At 41.3% G+C, this 22,273-nt stretch carries 25 protein-coding genes; 17 read left to right on the forward strand and 8 right to left on the reverse strand.

Going from position 1 to position 22,273, the window contains the following annotated elements; genetic code table 11:
• Window positions 1–23: 23 nt before the first annotated feature.
• Window positions 24–239 carry a hypothetical protein gene (locus tag JN11_RS04580; protein WP_144910065.1) on the reverse strand — a complete coding sequence of 72 codons (216 nt, stop codon included), beginning with the start codon at window positions 237–239 and terminating at the stop codon, window positions 24–26.
• A 199-nt stretch (window positions 240–438) separates the two neighbouring features.
• Between JN11_RS04580 and JN11_RS04585 the strand changes: the two genes are divergently transcribed.
• Complete coding sequence (locus JN11_RS04585) at window positions 439–1,014, forward strand: porin family protein (protein ID WP_144910067.1); 576 nt, start codon at window positions 439–441, stop codon at window positions 1,012–1,014.
• Between the two features lie 134 nt (window positions 1,015–1,148).
• On the opposite strand, the gene JN11_RS04590 is transcribed toward JN11_RS04585, so the two are convergent.
• Complete coding sequence (locus JN11_RS04590) at window positions 1,149–1,607, reverse strand: hypothetical protein (RefSeq protein ID WP_144910069.1); 459 nt, start codon at window positions 1,605–1,607, stop codon at window positions 1,149–1,151.
• A 39-nt stretch (window positions 1,608–1,646) separates the two neighbouring features.
• Entirely contained in the window at window positions 1,647–2,114 is a 468-nt protein-coding gene (locus tag JN11_RS04595; protein WP_317131265.1) for a winged helix-turn-helix transcriptional regulator, read from the reverse strand.
• A 14-nt stretch (window positions 2,115–2,128) separates the two neighbouring features.
• Between JN11_RS04595 and JN11_RS04600 the strand changes: the two genes are divergently transcribed.
• The 5 genes from JN11_RS04600 to msrA all read left to right on the forward strand — a co-directional run bounded on the left by JN11_RS04600 (window position 2,129) and on the right by msrA (window position 5,661).
• Window positions 2,129–2,494, forward strand: coding sequence for a DoxX family protein (locus JN11_RS04600; protein WP_144910071.1), 366 nt, complete (start codon window positions 2,129–2,131; stop codon window positions 2,492–2,494).
• A 184-nt stretch (window positions 2,495–2,678) separates the two neighbouring features.
• Window positions 2,679–3,563 carry an oxidoreductase gene (locus JN11_RS04605; protein ID WP_144910073.1) on the forward strand — a complete coding sequence of 295 codons (885 nt, stop codon included), beginning with the start codon at window positions 2,679–2,681 and terminating at the stop codon, window positions 3,561–3,563.
• A 60-nt stretch (window positions 3,564–3,623) separates the two neighbouring features.
• On the forward strand, window positions 3,624–4,427 hold the full coding sequence (locus JN11_RS04610) for a helix-turn-helix domain-containing protein (RefSeq protein ID WP_144910075.1): 804 nt from the start codon (window positions 3,624–3,626) through the stop codon (window positions 4,425–4,427).
• Window positions 4,428–4,489: 62 nt separating this feature from the next.
• On the forward strand, window positions 4,490–4,996 hold the full coding sequence (msrB, locus tag JN11_RS04615) for a peptide-methionine (R)-S-oxide reductase MsrB (protein ID WP_144910077.1): 507 nt from the start codon (window positions 4,490–4,492) through the stop codon (window positions 4,994–4,996).
• An 8-nt stretch (window positions 4,997–5,004) separates the two neighbouring features.
• Window positions 5,005–5,661 carry a peptide-methionine (S)-S-oxide reductase MsrA gene (msrA, locus tag JN11_RS04620; RefSeq protein WP_144910079.1) on the forward strand — a complete coding sequence of 219 codons (657 nt, stop codon included), beginning with the start codon at window positions 5,005–5,007 and terminating at the stop codon, window positions 5,659–5,661.
• A 56-nt stretch (window positions 5,662–5,717) separates the two neighbouring features.
• Here msrA and JN11_RS04625 read toward each other — a convergent pair whose 3' ends face one another.
• Window positions 5,718–6,527, reverse strand: a complete 810-nt coding sequence (locus JN11_RS04625; RefSeq protein WP_144910081.1) for an SDR family oxidoreductase — start codon at window positions 6,525–6,527, stop codon at window positions 5,718–5,720.
• A gap of 131 nt (window positions 6,528–6,658) precedes the next feature.
• On the opposite strand from JN11_RS04625, the gene JN11_RS04630 reads away from it, so the two are divergent.
• Complete coding sequence (locus JN11_RS04630; protein ID WP_144910083.1) at window positions 6,659–7,270, forward strand: class I SAM-dependent methyltransferase; 612 nt, start codon at window positions 6,659–6,661, stop codon at window positions 7,268–7,270.
• Here JN11_RS04630 and JN11_RS04635 read toward each other — a convergent pair.
• The 3 genes from JN11_RS04635 to JN11_RS04650 form a co-directional block, all read right to left on the reverse strand.
• Entirely contained in the window at window positions 7,232–8,353 is a 1,122-nt protein-coding gene (locus JN11_RS04635; RefSeq protein WP_144910085.1) for a mechanosensitive ion channel family protein, read from the reverse strand. The genes JN11_RS04630 and JN11_RS04635 overlap by 39 nt on opposite strands.
• A 76-nt stretch (window positions 8,354–8,429) precedes the next feature.
• Window positions 8,430–8,927: a nuclear transport factor 2 family protein gene (locus JN11_RS04640; RefSeq protein ID WP_211360647.1), complete on the reverse strand. Its 498-nt coding sequence runs from the start codon at window positions 8,925–8,927 to the stop codon at window positions 8,430–8,432.
• Between the two features lie 409 nt (window positions 8,928–9,336).
• Window positions 9,337–9,843 carry a GbsR/MarR family transcriptional regulator gene (locus tag JN11_RS04650; protein ID WP_144910087.1) on the reverse strand — a complete coding sequence of 169 codons (507 nt, stop codon included), beginning with the start codon at window positions 9,841–9,843 and terminating at the stop codon, window positions 9,337–9,339.
• A gap of 160 nt (window positions 9,844–10,003) precedes the next feature.
• On the opposite strand from JN11_RS04650, the gene JN11_RS04655 reads away from it, so the two are divergent.
• Together JN11_RS04655 and JN11_RS04660 are read left to right on the forward strand one after the other, a co-directional pair.
• Entirely contained in the window at window positions 10,004–10,930 is a 927-nt protein-coding gene (locus JN11_RS04655; RefSeq protein WP_144910089.1) for a sugar phosphate isomerase/epimerase family protein, read from the forward strand.
• 122 nt (window positions 10,931–11,052) lie between these two features.
• Entirely contained in the window at window positions 11,053–12,036 is a 984-nt protein-coding gene (locus tag JN11_RS04660; RefSeq protein ID WP_144910091.1) for a GlxA family transcriptional regulator, read from the forward strand.
• Between the two features lie 314 nt (window positions 12,037–12,350).
• Here the strand turns inward: JN11_RS04660 and JN11_RS04665 are convergent, their stop codons facing one another.
• The gene (locus JN11_RS04665; protein WP_144910093.1) at window positions 12,351–13,673 is read right to left on the reverse strand and encodes an APC family permease; all 1,323 of its coding nucleotides are present in this window, start codon (window positions 13,671–13,673) and stop codon (window positions 12,351–12,353) included.
• 285 nt (window positions 13,674–13,958) lie between these two features.
• Here JN11_RS04665 and JN11_RS04670 point away from each other — a divergent pair, with 285 nt between their 5' ends.
• The 8 genes from JN11_RS04670 to JN11_RS04705 are packed head-to-tail and all read left to right on the forward strand — an operon-like array spanning window position 13,959 to window position 22,256.
• Complete coding sequence (locus JN11_RS04670; RefSeq protein WP_144910095.1) at window positions 13,959–15,005, forward strand: glycosyltransferase family protein; 1,047 nt, start codon at window positions 13,959–13,961, stop codon at window positions 15,003–15,005.
• 16 nt (window positions 15,006–15,021) lie between these two features.
• On the forward strand, window positions 15,022–15,831 hold the full coding sequence (locus tag JN11_RS04675) for a cytidylyltransferase domain-containing protein (protein WP_144910097.1): 810 nt from the start codon (window positions 15,022–15,024) through the stop codon (window positions 15,829–15,831).
• Window positions 15,832–15,883: 52 nt separating this feature from the next.
• Window positions 15,884–16,747 carry a transketolase gene (locus JN11_RS04680; RefSeq protein WP_144910099.1) on the forward strand — a complete coding sequence of 288 codons (864 nt, stop codon included), beginning with the start codon at window positions 15,884–15,886 and terminating at the stop codon, window positions 16,745–16,747.
• Window positions 16,748–16,751: 4 nt separating this feature from the next.
• Complete coding sequence (locus tag JN11_RS04685; RefSeq protein WP_144910101.1) at window positions 16,752–17,690, forward strand: transketolase family protein; 939 nt, start codon at window positions 16,752–16,754, stop codon at window positions 17,688–17,690.
• Window positions 17,691–17,703: 13 nt separating this feature from the next.
• Window positions 17,704–19,041 carry an aminotransferase class III-fold pyridoxal phosphate-dependent enzyme gene (locus tag JN11_RS04690; protein ID WP_144910103.1) on the forward strand — a complete coding sequence of 446 codons (1,338 nt, stop codon included), beginning with the start codon at window positions 17,704–17,706 and terminating at the stop codon, window positions 19,039–19,041.
• 6 nt (window positions 19,042–19,047) lie between these two features.
• On the forward strand, window positions 19,048–19,851 hold the full coding sequence (locus JN11_RS04695; protein WP_144910105.1) for an SDR family oxidoreductase: 804 nt from the start codon (window positions 19,048–19,050) through the stop codon (window positions 19,849–19,851).
• Window positions 19,852–19,865: 14 nt separating this feature from the next.
• Entirely contained in the window at window positions 19,866–21,311 is a 1,446-nt protein-coding gene (locus tag JN11_RS04700; RefSeq protein ID WP_144910107.1) for an N-acetylneuraminate synthase family protein, read from the forward strand.
• A gap of 6 nt (window positions 21,312–21,317) precedes the next feature.
• Entirely contained in the window at window positions 21,318–22,256 is a 939-nt protein-coding gene (locus tag JN11_RS04705; RefSeq protein WP_144910109.1) for a sterol desaturase family protein, read from the forward strand.
• Window positions 22,257–22,273 lie beyond the last annotated feature (17 nt).

The following is a 22,273-nucleotide window of genomic DNA, read 5'->3' on the forward strand; positions in this document are numbered from 1 at the left end:
CTTTTGCGCACCCCTGCCTTGAATTACAGACGGTTGTTGTCGATATTTACTAACGCCTTTTTAAGGGTAAATAGTACATAATTTCTATCGCGTTTAACCAATTCCATTAATCTGCTTATCAGGCTCTCTTCATCGCCCTCAAAGTATTGTAACTGTTCGTCAGTGAGGTGGTTGTATTTACGTTGTATTTTAATTTTTACGCGTTCCCAATCTTTATTTGTAATGCTGATCTCGGCCATATTAAATTATTTTCACAAAAATATAAAAATACAGGTTGCCTGTAGCTAAAATTTTGGCAAGGCTATTGTTATTATTCTGTAATTATTTAAAGCAATTAATTATTTGTAAACTAATTTATGAAAATGGGGGATAATTTTTCGCTCAAATTAAACTAAATGATACAGCGATAGTCTACCCTCAAACTAAAAACATCCTATTATGAAAAAGTATTTTTTGTGTGCCGCATTACTAACTATACTTAGTATAAGTGCAAAGGCACAATTTTCCCTTGGAATAAAAGGCGGGACCAATTTCTCCAACATTAATACTGATAACCTTAACAACTCCAGCGTTGCCGGTTACCAGGTTGGTTTATTTGCCCGTTTTGGCGGCCAGGTTTATTTACAACCCGAAGTTTATGTAAGCAGCACCGGCGGTAAGTTTGAGTCAAATGATAACTCATACAGCGGCCATGTTCGTTTTACCAATTTGAACGTGCCTTTACTGGTAGGCGCCCGTTTTGGAGGCGACAACCTGAATTTCAGGGTGATGGCCGGTCCTGTGTATGTTTCCAATTTAAGCACCAATGAAAGTTTTTCGCAGAACTTTACCAATGCTTATAATGATTTTGGACACTATAAAAACAGCACGCTTGGTTACCAGGCAGGTTTTGGTGTAGATATTGGCCCTATTACTACTGATTTGCGCTACCAGGGTAATTTTAGCAATATTGACCAAAGCTATGGTCAGCGGCCAAACATCTGGGCCTTAAGCGTTGGCTTTAAAATTCTTTAAGGCCGACAAAGAAAATTTTATTTGAGCTTTATTGATCCCCACAGGGTAATACCTGTGGGGATAATTTTTAGTTTTAGTAATAGGTTGATCAGCTTTGCAAAATTTATAATGTTAAGAGCTACCGGCAAACCATCCTACTCGGGCAATAACCCAAATTGCATTAAATGATGAGTAAAATGTTTATTATGCCATATTTGCCACTCGTAATAGTTCATCGGTCCGAAACCGCCATGAATAGCAACAGCATTCGTTGAATTAAAATATTCGTCAAAAACCAACAGTTCAGTCATTAGCTGATCAATGGCTGCTTGCAGGTTATCATATTCATAGTGATCTGGCAGGGTACCTAACACCACATTTTTGGGTATACGTGAATCTGTATAAATACCTTTGTTTTTTGATTTTTCAGCTTCATTAGCAGGAACGTCGCAGGTGCCGTTTTTTTTGCCGTTGGTATATTGAACCTGATCAATTAAATGTTCAACCATTTGCTGTGGTTTCATAGCACCCCATAGTGGTTTAGTATCGGGCTGAAGTGAAGATAGCAGATCTTTCAACAATTCCCGGTTATTAATGTCGATAAAGGGATTCATTGAGTGGACCTTATTTGCTTTTAATTTAACTGAGATTATTTAAGCCGCCTTTGATTTGCGCATACTGGTTACAATTCTTTCACGGTGCTGCATTCCCCAGTTCCTCAACTCTCCTACCACTTTATTTAACGACTGGCTATAAGGTGTTAGTTCATAGCTGATGCCAACCGGAGTAGTAGGGACCACCTTACGCACCACAAATTCATTCATTTCCAGCTCACGCAGCTCTTTGGCCAGAATTTTAGGTGTGATACCATCCAGCGCACGTTGTATATCGTTAAAGCGCATTGGTCCGTTGGATAGGGCAACAATAAGGGGTAATTTCCATTTACCGTTTACCATATACAGCGCATCCTTTACTGCCATAATGCTGGCCTTGCAGGCTTCAGGCGAATGGTTTCCTTTGTTAAATTGATTTTCCATAATGGGGTAAGTATCTCGCAGGATAGTGCTATCCTTTGGGAAAGTACTATGCTTTTGATAGTAAAGGTAATTAGTTTTGTTCAAAATTTTTAAACAAAATGAAAGCAACAAAAATCACTTATTGGATAACTACCGTTATTGTAGCGGTAATGATGACTTACTCTTTTTATGCATACTTAACCAACCCAGCCTTAAAGCAGGGCTTTCAGCATTTGGGCTTTCCAAACTATTTCAAAATTGAATTGGCTGTTTGTAAACTGATAGGCGCTATATTGTTATTGCAACCGCTTAGTAAACTAGCCAAAGAGTGGGCATATGCTGGTTTTACCATTACGTTTGTTTCGGCGATTATTGCGCATGTTTCATCGGGTGACCCTGCCGGTCTATTTATGGCTCCTGTTATATTTTTGGTAATTCTGGGGGTATCTTATTTTACTTATCGTAAGATGCAAAGGGCGGTTTAGACTCACCCGGCCATTGCTTCGCGCGGCCGCCCTCTTTACGACAAGTCGTAAAGAGGGCAAAAAAAGCAACATATTTTTCCATCATCACAAAACCCGCCTGAGCTTTTCAACAAAGCAAATTGAGCTCTTCAACAAAACGGCGGCCTTCTTTACTACCTACCTTTGTTATACAAAATTTAAAAACATGACAAAGATTTGGTTTATAACAGGCAGCTCCCGCGGATTGGGGCGCAGCCTTACAGAAGCAGTTTTGGCTGCCGGCGATAAAGTGGCTGCTACAGCCCGCAACCCGGAACAATTAAATGACCTGGTTGAAAAATATAAGGAGAATATCTATCCCATAAAATTGGATGTTACCGATTATAAGCAGGTGCATAAAGTAGTTGCCGATACTATTGCCCATTTTGGCAAAATTGATGTTTTGGTGAACAATGCCGGTTTTGGCATTGTCGGCGCGGCAGAAGCTTTCTCTGACGAACAGGTTCACAGTCAGCTGGAGACCAACCTGTATGCTCCTATAGAAATAACACGGGCAGTATTACCTTATATGCGTAAACAACGCTCGGGCCGTATTTTGCAAATCAGCTCTATTGGTGGCCGCGTGGGTAATCCGGGCGTGTCTATTTACCAGGCTGCAAAATTTGGCCTGGGTGGTTTTAGCGAGGCTTTGGCTAAAGAAGTTGCGCCGCTGGGCATATTGGTAACCAGTGTTGAACCCGGTGGTTTCCGTACCGATTGGGCCGGCGACTCTATGACCTATGCACCACAAGTAGAGGGTTACGAAACTACGGTTGATAAAAGAAGTGAAATGTTTAAGACCCGTACATTTGTACCAATGGGCGATCCGGATAAAGCGGCAAAAGTGATGGTTGAACTTGCCGAAAACCCTGAGCCTCCGGTTCATCTGGTGCTGGGAAGCGAAGCCATTGGCATGTTAAAAAATGCCAACGCAAGCAGGGACGCCGAAATGGAAAAATGGATGCCGGTGAGTATCTCCACCGATCATGATGAGGCTGTAAACTTCCTGGAAACAGAGTTGGGCAAAGCTTTTTACGGCCCGAAAAAATAATTTACAGTTAAAATCGCCCCAGGCGTTAAACATATTAATCAATTTATCGTTGAAATTACCATGCCAACAGTTATTGATACCACCCCGAGAATATTATACTCCTGCTACTCCAATGTAAGCAGGGATGGAGAGCAGTTTATTCCGCAACATGTTTTCGGGTTCATTGTATCGGGCAGTACAACGGTTGGCATGGATAGTAAAATGTATACGTTTAACGCCGGCGATTTCCGGTTTTTGCGGAAAAATCAGCTGTCAAAATTTGTAAAGCTACCTCCCGCAGGCGGGGAATTCAAAACCGTATCCATCACTATGGATGAAGGGACACTCCGTAGCGTTAGCGAAGAACTCAATCTAAAAGCAGATATACCCTACACCGGCGAAAATGCGTTGCTGCTAAAACCCAATAATTTATTCCGCAATTACATTGACTCATTGGCACCTTACATGGATGAAGGGCAGGAGATCAGCAAAACGCTTACCGCTCTAAAAGTGAAGGAAGCCATAATGATCCTGTTGGAGACCAATCCTGAATTAAAGAATGTGCTTTTCGATTTCAGCCAACCCGGCAAAATTGATTTGGAAGCGTTTATGAATAAAAACTATAAGTTCAACGTTGATATTGCCCGGTTTGCTTACCTCACCGGGCGGAGCCTGGCTACCTTTAAAAGAGATTTTGCGAAAACATTCCATACCTCACCCAATCGATGGTTACAGTTAAAAAGGCTGCACGATGCTTATTACCTGCTTAAAGAAAAGGGCTGGAAAACATCCGATGTGTATATGGAAGTAGGCTTTAAAGATTTTTCGCACTTCTCTTATGCCTTTAAAAAAACGTATGGTGTTGCACCATCTACGGTAGCTTAAACCATCGTTTTCATATCATTTAATTTGTTGTAAGGTTTTTAATGCCTTAACGACTAAGAGGTATGAAAAAGATAAATTTGTTTATAATCCCACTGGTATTACTGGCATTAAATGCCTGCAGCCAGTCCCATAGCTCCGATAGCAATAACAACCTTAGTTCAGAAAACACCAAAGTTTTCCCTGAAGCTAAACCTAACAGTTACTGGAAAAAGATTTTATCGCCAGAGGCCTATGAAATAATGGTAAATAAAGGCACCGAAACGCCTTACCATAACCCGTACTGGAACAATCATGAAAAAGGCACCTATGTTAGTGCTGCCACCGGGAAACCACTTTTTACTTCGGATGCCAAGTTCGAATCAGGAACAGGGTGGCCAAGCTTCTTTAAGCCTGTTGATGAAAAATCAATTATGATTATTAAAGACACATCATACGGCATGGTTAGGGAAGAAGTGGTAGAACGCAGCACTGGCTTACACCTTGGGCATGTGTTTGACGACGGCCCAGCGCCAACCGGAAAACGTTATTGCCTCGATTCGTATGCGTTGAAATTCATCCCATCCAAATAAATAAAACCATGAAAAATTTAAGTTTTTATTTAGTCGCTTTTCTGTTGATAGCCGGATGCGCTAAAGGACAAAATTCTGATAATGATTTTGCAACCCTGCGTACGCCCAAAGCAGGCGAGAAAGTAGCCACTTTTGCAGGCGGATGTTTCTGGAGTTTGTCGGAAGCGCTTTCTGAGTTGAAAGGGGTGAACAGTGTAGTTGCGGGTTATTCGGGAGGTTCTTCCAAAAATCCAACATATGAGGAAGTGTGTACCAAATTAACCGGACATGCCGAATCAGTACAGGTTTATTATAACCCGGCAGTTATCAGTTACGCTACTTTGGCCGAGGCATTCTTTTATGCCCACGACCCAACAACTGTTGACAGGCAGGGACCAGATGAAGGGCCAGACTATAGATCGGTAGCCTTTTACCGGACAGATGAAGAAAAGAAAACGTTGGAAGAAGTGATTGCTAAAGTAAACCAGTCACATCATTATGCCTATCCTATAGTTACGCAGGTGATCCCTTTTAAAGTTTTATACCCGGCAGAAAACTATCACCAGGGCTATTACAGGCTGCATGGCAATGAGCCATATATTCAATATGTATCAACGCCAAAAGTGTTAAAACTAAGAGCGGCCATGAATGCACAGCTGAAGCCGGAGTTTCAGCATAAAAATTAAATAAAAAAGGTGTTGCATAAATGTGCAACACCTTTCATTATCGTTTAATATGCTGATTATTTTATTCCGTAATGATCGTTCATTAGTTTTTCGAACAAACCACCGGGTAATATGCGTTTTAGAGTAACGGCAATAGTTTGACCAAATGCACCAACCAGGTAACGGTGTGCCGGGCTCGATTTATCAACTATTTCACATAGCTTTTTGCCGATAACATCCGGATTTGCACCAACGCTTTCGTCTTTTTCCATGCTGGCTACAGCGGTGTTATATTCTTTTTCCAGTTGTTCGTTTTTAATTGGGAAAGCTACTTTAGCACGGTTTTGGGTAAAGTCTGATTTAAAATCACCCGGATTAATCAGGGTAACTTTTACGCCGGTATTGCGCAACTCCATCCTTAAGCTTTGTGAATAACCTTCAATAGCATATTTTGATGCGCTGTACAAAGCCTGGTATGGCAATCCGAATAAACCAGCCAATGAGCTGATGTTAATCACCAATCCTTTTTTAGCTTCAATCATTTTTGGTAATACGGCGCTGCTCACTCTTATCACACCGAAAAAATTAACTTCAAATTGCTGCTTGGCGCTTTCAACAGGCATGGCATAAGCCGGACCGGTTACCCCGTTACCTGCATTGTTTACCAAAACATCAATCTTGCCTTCGGCTTTAATAATTTGGTCAACTGCAGCCTTTACAGATGCATCGTCGGTTACATCCAGCTGGATAGGTTTAAAGGATACTGATTTTAAACGGCTGATATCACGGCTTGAACCATAAACGGTATGACCTTTAGCCTGTAGTGCATTTGCACATGCTAAACCAATGCCGGATGATGCACCGGTTACTAAAATTACTTTGCCCATTTTTTCTGTGAAGCTTAAAAATTGATTTATTTAAGATTATGGCATAAAAATGCAACAAATATGGGAGCGAAAAAAATGTTTTTTTATTTATGCTATCCCCCGGGTAGGTGTTGGTTTATTACCTTAGCCCCATGCAAAACCAATTGAAGCAACTTTACGGCAATATTGATATTTATCTTTTCGATCAGCTGCTAAAAGGCACTTATGATAATTGTACCCGGGTGCTTGATGCCGGATGTGGTGGTGGCCGTAACCTGGTTTATTTTCTAAGAAATGGTTTTGAGGTATACGGAATTGACCCCAATGCTGATGCGGTAGCGGCGGTTAAAGAATTGTCGCAATTGCTCTCACCCAGTAATTCGTTGGATAATTTTAAAGTGGCTGCTACCGAGAATCTGCCTTTCGAGGATGCTTATTTTGATTTGATGATTAGCAGTGCTGTATTGCATTTTGCCAACAACGAACAGCATTTTGATGCTATGCTGCAGTCCATGTGGCGTGTGCTGAAACCGGGCGGCTATTTCTTTGCGCGACTGGCATCTGATATCGGTATAGAAAAACTGGTACAGCCTTTGGGTAATAGCCGCTATTTATTGCCCGATGGCTCGCAACGTTTCCTGGTGAATGAAAAGACCTTGTTAACTTATACAAGTCAATTAAATGGCTATCTGCACGAACCTATCAAAACCACCAACGTGCAAAATTTACGTTGTATGACTACCTGGTGCCTCCAAAAGCGGTGATTCGATAGGTGATTGATCAGGGTTGCTGATAACAATGCGATTTAACGGCAAGCTTTCAGGGTGTTTATCGCGGATAAATTTGATCAGGTTTTCGCGCAGGTAACAACGCAAATCAAACGCTGTTGATGAATCGCGGGCGCTTACCAGTACACGCACCTCTATACAATTGGTTTTGGCATCGGTAACCTGTATAACTTTTACACGCTTGTCCCATAGGGTTGTTTTATCCAGCAGTTTTTCAAACTCCTGGCGCAGGGCATCAATTGGGGTATTATAATCAAGATAAAGAAAAACAGTGCCAAGTATTTCGGAGGTATTGCGGGTCCAGTTTTGAAAGGGCTTTTCAATAAAGTAATTTATCGGCAATATCAACCTGCGCTGATCCCAGATATTGAGCACCACATACGTAAGGGTTATATCTTCTACCCGGCCCCATTCCCCTTCAACCACCAACACATCATCAATCCTGATGGGCTGCGTAAAGGCAATCTGCAAACCAGCCAAAAAGCTTCCCAGCGATTTTTGTGCGGCAAAGCCTATTATGATACCACCAATGCCTACGCCAGTAAGTAAACCGGCGCCCAGCTTGCGCACGTTATCAAAACTTAAAAGAATAACCGCAATAGCTATAAAAATGATGAGTGTTGCCAGCACCCGCCGTATAAACTGCAGTTGCGTGCGGATTTTTCTTTCTTTCAGATTATCGGCTTTGGATAAATCATAGGCATGCAGCATATAATCTTCAAATACATTTATGGCGCTCACCAATAATGCTGCGAATGATATGATCAAAGCAATTTCAACCACACGGCTCAGTAGTTCGTTAATTTCTTTATCCAGCACCACCATCAACGGAATCATTAAGTTGAGCACCAAAAGTGGTATAAAATGGGTTAACGGTCCGCTAAGGTGGGTAATAATGCTGCGGAACAGGGAGTAATCTTTCGTGTTTTTATAGTAACCGAATACGGCTCTGACGATAAATTTTATTATCAGCCCGATAACAATAGCGGCGGCAAAAACGAGCAGGTTCCACACCAGCGGCTGGATACGGCCCGACCATGATTCAATAAGTTGTTTCATAATGCAATATGTGTTTTACAACATTGTGCATTTGAATTTGTTGGCTGGATATGAATAAAGGGTTTGGTATTTAGTTTTAATTGCCGGCGTGCAAGCTAACAATACGGTACATCTGCCATTTATTGTTTATGTGTCGCCATATAACCACAAACTTACCAGGCTTAGAGGGCGTTTCGCTTTCCTGATGATTAATAAACCGGTGAAGACCAATTTCCACTGCACCAAAGCCTGCTATGGCATAAACTTCAATGCTTCCCTGCACTAAAACCCTCGTTACCTTACCGCAAATATTTTTCTTTATCGCATCCAAAAGATCTTTTTTTGAGGTCATTAGTCCCCCTCTATCATGGTAAAACTCTATGCTGTCGGCCAAAATAGCAGTTTGTGTATCCATGTCGCAAGTGTTGTAAGCGTTAAAATAGAGACTGTCCATATGAACAATGGTATTATATAACTCCTGCGACTCTGGTTTATAAGTATAGGTATAGGAACCCTGGCTTTGGGCGGATGCAGTTCCCGAAATAACCAATACAATAAGTATGGTTAAAAGTGCTGATGATTTAAAGTTCTTCATGATCGTTTTTTTATTACAATTAATACACTAATCACATGCCACATGTCAATTCATTAATAATCAAATCATTATTACAGATTGAAAATTATAATGTTCGTTAATGATACAGGTTTTTGTTCGCTTTCGATACCATGGGGCATTTATTATGATGGATCGCAGTTTTAAGGATTTGAAATGTAAAATTGATAATAAGCTAATTGCTCCGATACAACATTGAGAGGCACATCTGCAATATTCAGATGTGTGTTGTTTTCCTGCAAGGGCTCGAACCTCAATCCTCAGAGCCAGAATCTGATGTGTTACCATTACACCACAGGAAAATAATTGGTGGGTGTTAAAAAAACAAGTCTGGCTATTTTCTAATGCAAATATAAGCAATCACATATCATCAGTAAATCACAAATTGCTTTTATTTAAATACTTTTAAAATTGATTTCCAAAACCAGCTTTCTTCTGCCTTTAGCATAATTTCGAGTGTCTTATCAACGTTTTTGGCCAGCTTATTAATATCAGTTACTGATTTGTGGAAGGTTTTATATTCGGGATCTTTTTCATTCCCTTTTACGGCCGATAGCTCGTCGAGTATCTTTATAATCGGGTCCAGCTCGCGTTTGCGGCGTTCTTTGGCTACCTGTCGGGCAATGTTCCAGGTATCTTTATCGGCATAAAAGTATTCTTTACGCTCACCTTGTTTAAGCTGTTTTTCTACCAAGCCCCAGTTAATCAGGTCGCGCAGGGTCATGTTAGCATTTCCGCGGGAAATGCTCAATTTTTCCATTACTTCTTCGGTAGTTAAAGCCTCCGGAGTAAGTAATAGGAGCGCATGTACCTGTGCCATGGTGCGATTTATGCCCCATTCGGAGCCCAGCTTACCCCATGCTTCAATAAACTTTTGCTTAGCCTCGGTCAATTCCATTTACAAAGATACCCTTGTTATTAAACTTTCAAAATATTTTGAAAGATGGTAGATGGGAGCTGGGCGTAGAGTGGACTCACCCGGTCAACGCTGCGATTTGCAATAGCGTTATTATTGTTTAAATTTGAATACCAATTCTAACAACCTAAAAATACTCATTATGAAAAACCAGCAGTTTTCGAGGCGTCGCTTCATTGGCGCAGGTATGCTTGCCGCAGCCGGGATGGCTTTTGCCTCAAAAAGTTCTTTTGCAAATTCATTTCTGGCAAAGCCTAAACCCAATTCAAAATTTAACGGGGTGCAAATAGGAGTAATTACTTATTCATACAGAAGCCTGCCTGGCAGTATTCAGCAAATACTGCAATACTGCATTGATAGTAATATAAACGCGATAGAGTTAATGGGGGATGCTGCCGAAGCTTATGCTGGTGCACCACCACGCGATGGCAGCGAAAACTATGCTGCACAATTAGCCACCTGGCGCGAAAACACCATTATGGATAGTTTTTTTGCCATCCGTAAAATGTTTAACGATGCCGGTATAAATATTTATGCCTGGAAGCCCAATGCTTTGGGTGCCAAAAATACTGACGGCGAAATTGATTATGCCTTTAATGCCGGAAAAGCGCTGGGATGTTCGCATGTTACTGTAGAACTGCCCGACGCAGTGCAAACACAACGCCTTGGAGATATTGCCGAAAAGCACGGTATGATTGTAGCCTACCACGCACATACCCAGGCTACACCTACTTTATGGGATGTAGCCCTGAGCCAATCCGACCACAATGGTATTAATTTGGATATTGGCCATTATGTGGCCGGCACCAGCAGCAGCCCGGTTGACTTTATTTTGAAGAATCACAAACGTATTGCCAGCATGCATATTAAGGACAGGAAGTTTCACGACGGTCCTAACATGCCATGGGGTGAAGGTGATACCCCGATAAAAGAAGTTTTAGCGCTGATAAAGAAAAATGATTACAAATTCCCGGCTACTATTGAGCTGGAATATAAAATACCAGAAGGCTCAGATCCGGTTAAAGAAGTAATTAAATGCCGTGAGTATGCTAAAAATGCTTTGGCATAACATTAATTGATATTATTTAAACAATAGCCAATAAAATAGAATTAATAACTTTAAGGGTTGTTGGTTCTATTTTTTATTTTGAGGCATCGCTATAAATTGGTAATTGCCTATATTTAGTTAAGATGAAGGAGATAGTTTTAATTATTCATGAAGATGTAACCCTGTCTACCATAACGGGGGCAATGGATATGTTTATCCATACCAATAATCTTTTTAAGCATACGGGAAAATCTTTGCCCTTTAAAATTATAATGGTCGGGGATGCTGCTGAAAATAAGGTATTACAAATCTCATCACCCTTTGTTACCTATCAAACCATTGCCGAAACCAAACATCCGGACCTCATTATTATACCTGCATTTTATGGCGACCGGGATATCTCGCTAAAAAAACATCAAAACATTATAAAGTGGATAAATGCCATGTACCTAAACGGAGCCGAAGTAGCCAGCATGTGTTCGGGCAGTTATTTTTTGGCTGAAGCCGGGTTACTTGCAGGTCGTTCATGTACGGCACACTGGAACGATATGGACGATATATTGCAGCGGTATCCGGATGTTAATTTTTTATCGGACATGGTGATCACCGATCAGGATGGCATTTATACCAGTGGTGGTGCTTTTTCATCGTTAAATTTGATTCTTTATTTAATTGATAAATTTTGCGGCAGGGAAGTAGGGATTTGGGCCAGCAAAATGTTCTCCTTAGATATGGATCGGATAAGGCAATCACATTTCGCGGTATTTAAAGGACAGCGGCAACACCAGGACGAGGAGATCCAGAAAGCACAAACCTTTATTGAACAGAACCATCACCTGCAGATTAATATTGATGGAATTGCTGAACATGCCAACATGAGTAAACGCAATTTTATAAGGCGGTTTAAAAAAGCAACCCACAATACCCCTTTTGAATACCTGCAACGCGTAAAAATTGAAGCTGCCAAAAAGGCCCTTGAAAAAGGGGCACAAAACATTAATTTACTGATGTATGACGCCGGTTACAATGATATTAAAACATTCAGGGAGGTTTTTAAAAAGATAACCGGATTAACCCCGCAGGATTACCGCCGTAAATATAACCGCAGCATTCCCGAGCTGGTTTAGCCCATAAAAAAAGAAGCGCTCCTGATGGGCAGGAACGCTGATCTAACCAATTATAAACCTTATATGAGAGAGAGAAGAGTAACAGGGGATGGAGTCGAACCATCTTCTTACTGCCAACCAGCTCCCTGTGATGTTTTGAATCAGCACATTTACCATCCTGACCCGGGACAAATATATAAACAATAATTTAAACTACAAACCCCATAGATTAAATAGTTTATTTTTACTTTTTAATTATAATCTGTTAAACCAATACCGTAATTACTGATTTTCTCTTCAGGTAAGCCACGTGCGTCAGCTGGCTCAGATACTCATTAAAATTTCAGATACGGCTTTTTCCAGATGATGAGTCTCCATACCAGTTCGGCAGTTGCCAATGCGCCTATAGCGAACACTGCGGCCCATGCGCCGTTTGTAGCTGAAGAAAAGGCACCTGCCAATGCAACAAAATATACCACAACAGGCAATAAGATCATCAGACACAAGCCGGGGATTCCCAATGGTATTCTGAAAGGTCGGGAAACATCCGGTTCTGATAAGCGCAGTTTTATTAAAGAAATGTATTCGAGCGATAAGCCTGCACCGTACACTGTCACATCAATAATCAACAAATCGGCAAAGGGCCAAAGAATCATGAGGCTCACGACCAATGAGCAAACGATAATAGAAATGTATGGGGTTTGAAATTTTGGGTGGAGTGTATTTAGTTTTTGAGGCAGCAGATCATCATCTGCCATAACTTTAGGCACCCGCGAAACAGAAAGTAAAACTGCGGCATAAATACCCAAACTACTGGCCATACCGCCAAATGCAATAAGCGCGCCCAACCATTTTCCGCTCAGCAGTTCGGCCACAGCAGGGAAACCTTTGTCGCTCAAAACACCTGGTGATATCCCGCTTTGCTGTGCAACTAGGATCACTAAAAAGTAAAGTACAATAACCAGTGCAAAAGCGGTAAAAATAGAAATGAGGTAGGAGCGTACCGGGCGTTCAACTTCTTCGGCATAAGTAGTAACGTTATCCCACCCAAGGCAATTCCACATTACCGTATACAGCGCCATCCCTAATGAAGAAAATGGTACGCCTCTTATTGATGGTGATGCTATAACAATAGCCCCTGCATGATGATAAAAAAACAAGCCGAATAAAATAATAAAAGGAACTACTACTATTGCCCCTAAAATCAACGAGGCTTTGCCCACCGGTACAATGCCTAAAATATTTAACCCGGCAGAAATCCATATTACAACCAAACAAATAGGGATACGGTAGGAGCTCAGCTCCGGAAAAAAGTAAGAGGCATATAAAACAAACAGACCCGGGTAAATAGCCAGGTCAACAAAAGTGTATAACCAGGTCCACCAGCCTTCATAAAAACCCCATCGCGTACCCAGCGCATGTTTTACCCATTTATAATAGCCACCAGTAACCGGCATCATACTGTTAAGCTCCAGCACTGTAAAAATTGCAGGTACATCCCAAAATAGCGGGGTTATGAGCAACAACATCAAAGCTGCATGTTGCCCTGCATAAGCCAGTAAAGGTTCAAGTCCGTACGGACCACCCGATACCGTAAAGAAAATGACGGCAATAAGCTGTATGGGTCTTATCTTTCTTAATATCGGTAATGACGGCATAAGGGATAAAAATATTATTTATGCCTTAAATTGTTCCATTTGTTTACAAATAGTTATTATTTATTTTAAGCTAGCAATTAAATTATCTCTGTAAATCTGTTTCTGAAAAAATGGTTTGGAAATATTATAATAAAATTATTGTAACTTTAAGTTTGGGTTTAATGTTAAATTAAAGCGTTCATTACGTGGTCAATAAAAATATTGTTAACCCTGTATTAACTTTGCATCATATCAGTTAAAAGCCGAAACCTAATTTGTAGTTTTAATTTTTATTAAGACAATGTGATGAGGAAAAGGATACTATTTATTACCGGATCAATTAATCAAACTTCGCAAATGCACCAGATATCCAAATATCTGGACGACTATGATTGCTGGTTTAGCCAGCTGTTTCCGGACAATCCTTTTCTTAAAATCATCATCAAACACACCCCTTTAGCCAAAGGAACAGTACTAACCGGTCAGTTTAAGGAGCGGTCAGAAAACTATCTGATTCAGCACGGTTTACAAATAGATTATGGTGGCGACAGGTACAACTATGATCTGGTTGTAAACTGCACCGATATGATTGTGGCTGAAAAGTTCAGAAAAACCAAAACCATTTGGGTACAGGAAGGGATGATTGACAAACGCACCCTTATAAGCAGCATTGTTAAAGCAACCGGCCTGCCCCCTTACTGCAGTGGTGACACCTCATTAAACGGATCAACAAATGTTTGTGACATTTATTGCGCCGCATCTGAAGGGTACAAAAGTTACCTGGCTAAACACGGCACAAACGCTAAAAAGATTTTTATTACCGGCATTCCGAATTATGATAATCATGTAGAGTTTTTGGGTAATGATTTCCCTCATCACGGCTATGTAATGGTGGCTACATCAGACATGCGCGAAACCTACCGATTTGAAAACAGGATTGAGTTTATTAAGCAGGCAGTTAAAATTGCTGCGGGCAGGCAATTACTCTTCAAGCTTCATCCTAATGAAAGGGTAAATAGGGCTGTTGCCGAGATCCGCAAGCATACGCCGGTTGGCACACTGGTATATCATACTGGTAATACCAACCATATGATTGCCAATTGCTGCGAATTGATTACTCAATACTCTACCGTAGTTTATACAGGGATTGCGCTGGGAAAAAAAGTGCATTCGTACTTTGATGTAAATGAATTAAAAAGACTTGCCCCGGTTCAAAACGGTGGCACATCGGCAAAAAACATTGCCCGCATTTGCAGAAGCTACCTTAATTTTACCGGAACAAAGGACGAATTTTTAAGCAGCTTTAACTTTCAACCCGAAAGTACCCTGCAACCGGAAGTTCAGTATGCCTGAGTAGATAAGTAAATTTATGGCAGTTAAAATAGTAATAGTAGTACAGGCAAGGATGTCATCGAGCCGGTTACCCGGAAAAGTGCTGATGCCCATATTGAGCGAAACGCTTTTACACCGCATGATTGGGCGCCTGCAAATGATTAAACATGAGGCACAAATTGTTATAGCAACATCCGAAGAAAAATCTGATGATGTAATTGAACAGGAGGCCATAAAAATAAATGTTCCCTGTTACCGGGGTAGCCTCAATAACCTGCTCGACAGGCATTACCAGGCGGCTAGGCAATTTGAGGCTGATATCGTTCTTAAAATTCCTTCTGACTGCCCGCTGATTGACCCGCGCATTATTGATCAAGTACTTGATTTTTATTTTGCCGAAGAGGGCAAATATGATTTCGTTGGCAATTTGCACCCGGCCACTTTCCCCGATGGAAACGACGTGGAGATAATGACCATGGCCTGTCTGGAAAAAGCACTGAAAGAAGCAACCAGGCCTTTGGAGTTAGAACATACTACTCCTTATATATGGGAAAATCCAGAAAAATTCAGGATAGCTAATATAGCATGGGATACAGGTCTGGATTATTCCATGTCGCATCGTTTTACCATTGATTACGAAGCTGATTACCAATTTATAAACAACGTATTTGAAGAATTATACCCGGCTAAACCCAATTTTTCGTGCGATGATATTTTAAAATTACTGGATGAAAAACCAGAAATCTATCAAATCAACGCAAAATATGCGGGCGTAAACTGGTATCGCAATCACCTGAATGAATTAAAAACAATTTCAGCCGAACAAACAAAATTGACTTTTGGGTAACAAAAGTTAAACGGAAGCTATCTAATTTTAGATTTTTAATTTTAAAAACACTATGCAAAGTGTAATTACAAACACTAACCAACTCGAGGCCATTGCTTTAAAAGTGCGGGAGCATATCATAAAAATGTCAACTGACGGAGGCTGCTTCGTTGGTGCATCATTATCTGCTGCCGATTTGATCGTTTATCTGTATTCAGAATTTCTGAACGTTAACCCGAATAATCTTACTGATCCTAACCGCGATTACCTGTTTCTTTCAAAAGGACATGATGTACCTGCTTTATATGGAACATTTGCGGAGCTGGGTTTACTGGATAAGGACCGTCTGAAAAATCATTTGTCTTTATCTGACAATATTTACTGGCATCCCAACACCAAAATCCCCGGAATTGAATTTCACTCCGGCTCTTTAGGTCACCTGCCATCGGTAGCTATTGGTGTGGCAATGGATATTAAAATAAAGGGCGGCAATAACAAAGTTGTTTGTATTATGGGCGATGGCGAGCTAAACGAAGGCACCTGCTGGGAAGCGGTGCTGGTAGCCAATGCTTACAAACTGGATAACCTGATATTTGTGATAGACCGTAACCACTTCCAGGCAAACATGGCAACAGAAGATCTGATCCCGCTTGAGCCTTTGCACGATAAATTCACCGCTTTTGGCGCATCTGTTAAAAGAATAAACGGACACAGCTTTGAAGCGCTTCATGAAGCATTTTCAGCATTTCCGTTTGAAACAGGTAAACTGAACGTGGTAATTGCCGATACCGTTCGCGGAAAAGGATTACCCAGCATTGAACGCCGTGCCGACAGGTGGTTCTGCAATTTCAGCGCAACAGAAGTTGAAGATTTGCTTAAAGAACTGCATGGAGAACATACCACTCAATTAACATCAGAAACATTAGTAGTCAGATAATAATATGTCATACGAAGAATTATTAACAGAGATCGCTTTATCCGACGAACGCTTTATAGTGATGACGGCAGAAAACCGTGCCCTGGTACGTAACATCCCTGCCAAATTAGGTAACCGTTTTATTGATACCGGTATTACCGAACAAACCATGATTGGTGCTGCAGCAGGCCTTGCCCTGCGCGGCCGTACCCCGGTGGTACATGCGCTGGCATCGTTCTTAACCATGCGTGCTTTTGAATTTGTACGCACCGATGCCGGTATACCCAATCTTCCGGTAAAACTAAGCAGTTTTATTCCGGGGTTTTTATCTGATGGTAACGGACCAACCCACCAGGCGGTTGAAGATATCTCCTTAATGCGCGGCATCCCTAACATGACCGTTTTTGCACCTGCTGACGAAGACGATCTGGTAAAAATGCTGCCACAGATATGGAATCATCCCAACCCATCATACGTAAGGATCAATACCCGTAAAACGGATTATCAGCATAGCCCATTTGAATTAGGCAAAGCCGAAATTATTGCCGAAGGCGAAGATGTTACCATATTAACTTACGGCCTGCTGTTTGAGCAAGCGCTTATTGCTGTTGATATTTTGAAAAATGAAGGCCTTTCAGTTGGCCTCATCAATATGCGGAGCTTAAAACCGGTTGATGAACACGCTATTTTGCATGCTACCCGCAACAGCAAACTTACTGTTACCCTGGAAGATCATTTCTTAACCGGTGGTTTATACAGCATTGTTGCCGAAGTATTATTAAAGCATGGCCTTACCGCCAATGTATTGCCATTCGCATTAAACGAAAAATGGTTTAAGCCATCACTGTTACCAAACGTGATGGAGCATGAAGGCTTTACCGGAAAACAAATAGCCGAAAAAATATTAGGATACAACACCCGCTTTCATCAACCTCAAATAGCTGTACCACAATTCTCTGAATAAAAGAAATAACATTATGCCAAATACCGTAAAATTCAACTCCGACTACCCTGTAATAACCAAATCAAATGAGTTATATGAACGTGCTGTAAAAGTACAGAAACCGGTTACCCAAACCCTTGCAAAGGGTCCGGGCCAGTTTACAAAAGGTGTTGCCCCTAAATATATCCAAAGAGGGCAGGGTTCACACGTTTGGGATGTTGATGGTAATGAATATATCGATTTCAACTCTGCTATAGGTCCAATCTCATTGGGGTATGCTTATCCCGCAGTTGACGAAGCCATAAAAAAACAATTGGCCGATGGTATTACCTTTTCATTGATGCATCCATTGGAAGTGGAGCTGTCAGAACTGATCCAACAGATAGTACCCAATGCTGAAGCAGTAAAAATATCAAAAACAGGTGCCGACGTTTGTTCTGCTGCTATCCGCGTAGCGCGTGCCTTTACCGGTCGCGACAAAGTATTTTGCTGTGGCTACCATGGCTGGCACGATTGGTATATCGGTATCACCAGTCGCAACGCAGGTATCCCCGAGGCTATCCAAAACATGACCTATACTTTTGAGTATAACGATATCGAAGCTATTAAAGCTGCTTTGGATGAAACCGTTGCCGCTCTAATATTAGAGCCATTTATTTTCGAAGCTCCAAAACCAGGCTTCCTGAAAGAACTGGCAGAGGTTTGCAAAGCCAACGGAACTTTATTGGTTTTTGATGAGATGTGGACAGGATTCCGCATTGCCCTGGGTGGTGCCCAGGAGTATTTTGATGTTAAGCCAGATCTGGCTGTTTACTCAAAAGCTTGTGCCAATGGCATGCCTATAGCTTTATTAACTGGCCGTGCCGATGTAATGGAACTGTTTAACTCAGAAGTATTCAGCTACACTACATTCGGTGGTGAGGCATTATCATTAGCTGCCTGTATAGCGACTATAAATGAACTGCGCGATAAAAACGTACCCAAATATCTTGATGAAAAAGGTGCTTTATTAAAGGACGGCTACAATGCGATTGCTATTGAAAGCGGAATGGATAAATACACCCGTTGCATAGGCTATAACTGCCGCTCAATGGTAACGTTTACGCCAGAAGCAGGTAACGGCCTGGAAGTAAAAACCTTAATGCAGCAGGAAATGATAAAACGCGGTGTTCTTTGGGCAGGTTTCCACAACATGTGCTTTAGTCACAGTGATGAAGATATTGCTTATACCCTTTCTGCTTATCGCGATGTAATGCCGATAATGAAAGAGGCTATTCTGAGCGGAAACGTTAAACAATATTTAAAAGGCGAAGTACTGGAAGCCGTTTTCAGAAAAGTAAGCAATTACAATATAAAACCTAAAACAGTTTAATTAGGGATGGAACTGTTTTCATTAAAAAATAAAACTGCAATAGTTACCGGTGCACTGGGTCTGTTGGGTAAAAAGCACTGCGAGGCCTTGGCTTCGGCAGGCGCTAATGTGGTAGTGGCCGACCTGGATGAACAGGGGGCTGCGGCATTTGCCAAAGGCCTTGGCGAAAATCATATTGGCTTAACGGTTGACGTTACCAGCAATGATTCATTGACCATAGCCCGCGATAAAATATTGGCCCGTTATGGCAGCATAGACATTTTGGTTAACAATGCGGCTATCAATGATATGTTCGAAAACCCGGGATTAGCAAAAGAGCTTTCAGCGTTTGAAAACTATCCGCTGGATGCCTTTAAAAAATCATTGGATGTGAATATTACCGGGGTTTTCCTGGCATCGCAGGTTTTTGGAACCGTAATGGCCGATCATGGCAGCGGCAGTATCATCAACATTGCTTCTACCTATGGCATAGTTGGTCCCGATCAATCTATTTACCGTGATGAATGTGGTAACCAAACCTTTTATAAATCTCCGGTTTATCCGGTAACAAAAGGTGCCGTTGTAAACTTTACACGCTTTTTAGCTGCCTATTGGGGTAATAAGGGCGTACGGGTAAATACCCTTTCTCCCGGTGGTGTAGAGAATGCTCAAAACGAATTTTTTATTCAAAACTACGCTAATAAAACTTTGCTGGGACGTATGGCCCAGCCAACCGATTACCAGGGCGCACTGGTGTTTTTAGCAGGCGATGCATCAGCCTATATGACAGGAGCTAACCTGATTGTTGACGGCGGATGGACCGCAATTTAATTTGAAACTCAATTATGATGAAAAGTATATTAACCCAAAAACTCGAACGCATCAAATTAGTACTCACTGATTGTGACGGCGTATTAACCGACGGCGGCGTTTATTACGGCGTTAATGGCGAAGAACTTAAAAAATTTGACATCCGCGATGGCATGGGTGTTGAGCGCATGCGCAATTTTGCAGGTGTTGACACCGGCATTATAACCGGCGAATTATCTCCATCGGTTATTAAACGTGCCGAAAAACTAAAGATCACCGAACTGCATTTAGGTGTAAAAGATAAACCGGTAGTATTTAAAGAAATTTTAAGCCGTTTAAATCTGAAAGCCGAAGAAGTGGCTTACATTGGCGATGACACCAATGATGTGGAAGTAATGAAATTGGCCGGTATTGGTGTATGCCCAGCTAATGCCATCTCCTTTATAAAAGATATTGCTGATATCGTTTGCGAGGCTGAAGGTGGCAAAGGTTGCTTCCGCGAACTGGCTGAGATGATCATCGCCTCACATCAATCTGCAAAAAGCAAATTCACAGCTACCGAAGTTATTGCTTTAAATAGCGGTAACAAAATTGGTCCGGGTGAGCCTTGCTACATCATTGCCGAAATTGGCATCAATCATAATGGCGACCTTGAAATTGCTAAAAAACTGATTGATGAAGCTGTTGCAGCTAAAGCAACAGCAGTAAAATTCCAGAAAAGAACACCAGAAATTTGCGTACCTAAAGATCAGTGGGAAATTATGCGCGATACCCCATGGGGCCGCATTTCATACATTGATTACAAACGCAAAACAGAATTTGGTATAGCCGAGTATGCAACCATCGACCAATATTGCAAAAAATTGGGCATTGATTGGTTTGTATCTACCTGGGATGTGGAGGCTGTTGATTTTATGGAGCATTTTGATACACCCCTATATAAACTGGCATCGGCATCGTTAACTGATTTCCCTTTAATCAAAAGGATTTTATTAACAGGCAAACCACTGATGTTATCAACCGGTATGTCAACCAATAAAGAAATTGAAGATGCCGTTAACCTGGTAAGAGAGTTTGATGAAAATTATCCTTTAATGATAGCTCACTCAACCTCGGCCTACCCATGTAAACCAGAAGAACTTAACTTAAAAATGATCCAAACGTTGGGTAATAAATATCCGGGCGTTCCAATTGGCTATTCTGGTCACGAAACCGGTTTGGCTACTACGGTTGCTGCCGTAACATTAGGCGCTACTTTTGTTGAGCGTCACTTTACCCTTGATCGTGCAATGTGGGGATCAGATCATGCTGCATCTGTTGAGCCACAAGGCTTTCAGAGAATGGTGCGCGATATCCACGACGTAGAAATTGCTACCGGCGATGGCATTAAACGTGTATATGAATCAGAACTGGGCCCAATGAAACGTTTAAGAGTGAACATTAGCCCTGAATATAAGGAAGAAAAAGAAAAGACTGCATAATACATAATGACTTTACTTGAGGTAACTACCACTATTTTAATATGCTGGATAATTTTTATCATAGCATGGGAACGTATATCGCCATACCGCAAAGGCCTTCCCTTCTTTAGGGAGGGCTTTTGGATTGATCTGGTTTGGTACACTATTATCCAGAGTTATTTTCTGCAGATCCTCATTTTTAAATTTATTATCCCGTCGTTACAAAATTTCATTCACTGGCACGGCTTCAACTTTTTTAAAAGCTGGACCATTGCCGAACAGGTACTGTTCTTTTTAGTTACACACGATCTTTATATCTACCTGTTTCACCGTTTGCAACATGCCAGTAAGTTTTTATGGCGTACGCATGAGGCGCATCATTCCGGGAAAGAGGTTGATTTTCTGGCGGGATCAAGATCGCACGTGGTGGAGATTATCATAAATCAAACCATTGAGTTTGCACCTATCGTTATTATGGGTGCCCATCCCGAAGTGATCCCCATAAAAGCCTTGCTTGATGCTATGTTCGGTATGTTTATCCATGCCAACGTAAATGTAAAAATGGGCAAGCTTAAATACTTCCTTAATTCGCCCGAATTGCACTTATGGCACCACGCTAATTATATCGAAGTTTTCCATGCCAATTTCTCCACCAAGTTTTCCGTTTGGGATCATCTTTTCGGAACGGTTTACGATCCGGGCAAGAAACCAGGTAACCTGCCTGAAAACTGGGGCCTGCATTATGAGTATCCAAGAGATTATTTTTTACAGCATGCCTTCTCCGTAAAACGTTTCGACGAAAAAAACCTGCTTAAATTCAAATGGTTTAAGCACTATTACGAGTTGAGGCCAAATGCACTCAAAACCCTTCAAAAACTTTTTGGCCGCAAAAAAGAAGCAGCTGTAATGCACTTGCCTCCGGTTGAAAATGAGGTTCCTGAATTAATTGTTAATGAGGGGCGATGAAAATTTTAATATCTTGC

The sequence above is a fragment of the Mucilaginibacter frigoritolerans genome (assembly GCF_007830615.1).
GTDB lineage: Bacteria > Bacteroidota > Bacteroidia > Sphingobacteriales > Sphingobacteriaceae > Mucilaginibacter > Mucilaginibacter frigoritolerans.

Coding starts and splice junctions, on each gene's coding strand:
- JN11_RS04700 (WP_144910107.1), top strand. CDS start 19,866: ATGATGAAAAGTATATTAACCCAAAAACTCGAACGCATCAAATTAGTA.
- JN11_RS04585 (WP_144910067.1), top strand. CDS start 439: ATGAAAAAGTATTTTTTGTGTGCCGCATTACTAACTATACTTAGTATA.
- JN11_RS04685 (WP_144910101.1), top strand. CDS start 16,752: ATGTCATACGAAGAATTATTAACAGAGATCGCTTTATCCGACGAACGC.
- JN11_RS04650 (WP_144910087.1), bottom strand. CDS start 9,843: ATGGAATTGACCGAGGCTAAGCAAAAGTTTATTGAAGCATGGGGTAAG.
- JN11_RS04580 (WP_144910065.1), bottom strand. CDS start 239: ATGGCCGAGATCAGCATTACAAATAAAGATTGGGAACGCGTAAAAATT.
- JN11_RS04610 (WP_144910075.1), top strand. CDS start 3,624: ATGCCAACAGTTATTGATACCACCCCGAGAATATTATACTCCTGCTAC.
- msrA (WP_144910079.1), top strand. CDS start 5,005: ATGAAAAATTTAAGTTTTTATTTAGTCGCTTTTCTGTTGATAGCCGGA.
- JN11_RS04635 (WP_144910085.1), bottom strand. CDS start 8,353: ATGAAACAACTTATTGAATCATGGTCGGGCCGTATCCAGCCGCTGGTG.
- JN11_RS04655 (WP_144910089.1), top strand. CDS start 10,004: ATGAAAAACCAGCAGTTTTCGAGGCGTCGCTTCATTGGCGCAGGTATG.
- JN11_RS04665 (WP_144910093.1), bottom strand. CDS start 13,673: ATGCCGTCATTACCGATATTAAGAAAGATAAGACCCATACAGCTTATT.
- JN11_RS04675 (WP_144910097.1), top strand. CDS start 15,022: ATGGCAGTTAAAATAGTAATAGTAGTACAGGCAAGGATGTCATCGAGC.
- JN11_RS04625 (WP_144910081.1), bottom strand. CDS start 6,527: ATGGGCAAAGTAATTTTAGTAACCGGTGCATCATCCGGCATTGGTTTA.
- msrB (WP_144910077.1), top strand. CDS start 4,490: ATGAAAAAGATAAATTTGTTTATAATCCCACTGGTATTACTGGCATTA.
- JN11_RS04695 (WP_144910105.1), top strand. CDS start 19,048: ATGGAACTGTTTTCATTAAAAAATAAAACTGCAATAGTTACCGGTGCA.
- JN11_RS04690 (WP_144910103.1), top strand. CDS start 17,704: ATGCCAAATACCGTAAAATTCAACTCCGACTACCCTGTAATAACCAAA.
- JN11_RS04605 (WP_144910073.1), top strand. CDS start 2,679: ATGACAAAGATTTGGTTTATAACAGGCAGCTCCCGCGGATTGGGGCGC.
- JN11_RS04660 (WP_144910091.1), top strand. CDS start 11,053: ATGAAGGAGATAGTTTTAATTATTCATGAAGATGTAACCCTGTCTACC.
- JN11_RS04670 (WP_144910095.1), top strand. CDS start 13,959: ATGAGGAAAAGGATACTATTTATTACCGGATCAATTAATCAAACTTCG.
- JN11_RS04705 (WP_144910109.1), top strand. CDS start 21,318: ATGACTTTACTTGAGGTAACTACCACTATTTTAATATGCTGGATAATT.
- JN11_RS04640 (WP_211360647.1), bottom strand. CDS start 8,927: ATGAAGAACTTTAAATCATCAGCACTTTTAACCATACTTATTGTATTG.
- JN11_RS04600 (WP_144910071.1), top strand. CDS start 2,129: ATGAAAGCAACAAAAATCACTTATTGGATAACTACCGTTATTGTAGCG.
- JN11_RS04630 (WP_144910083.1), top strand. CDS start 6,659: ATGCAAAACCAATTGAAGCAACTTTACGGCAATATTGATATTTATCTT.
- JN11_RS04590 (WP_144910069.1), bottom strand. CDS start 1,607: ATGAATCCCTTTATCGACATTAATAACCGGGAATTGTTGAAAGATCTG.
- JN11_RS04680 (WP_144910099.1), top strand. CDS start 15,884: ATGCAAAGTGTAATTACAAACACTAACCAACTCGAGGCCATTGCTTTA.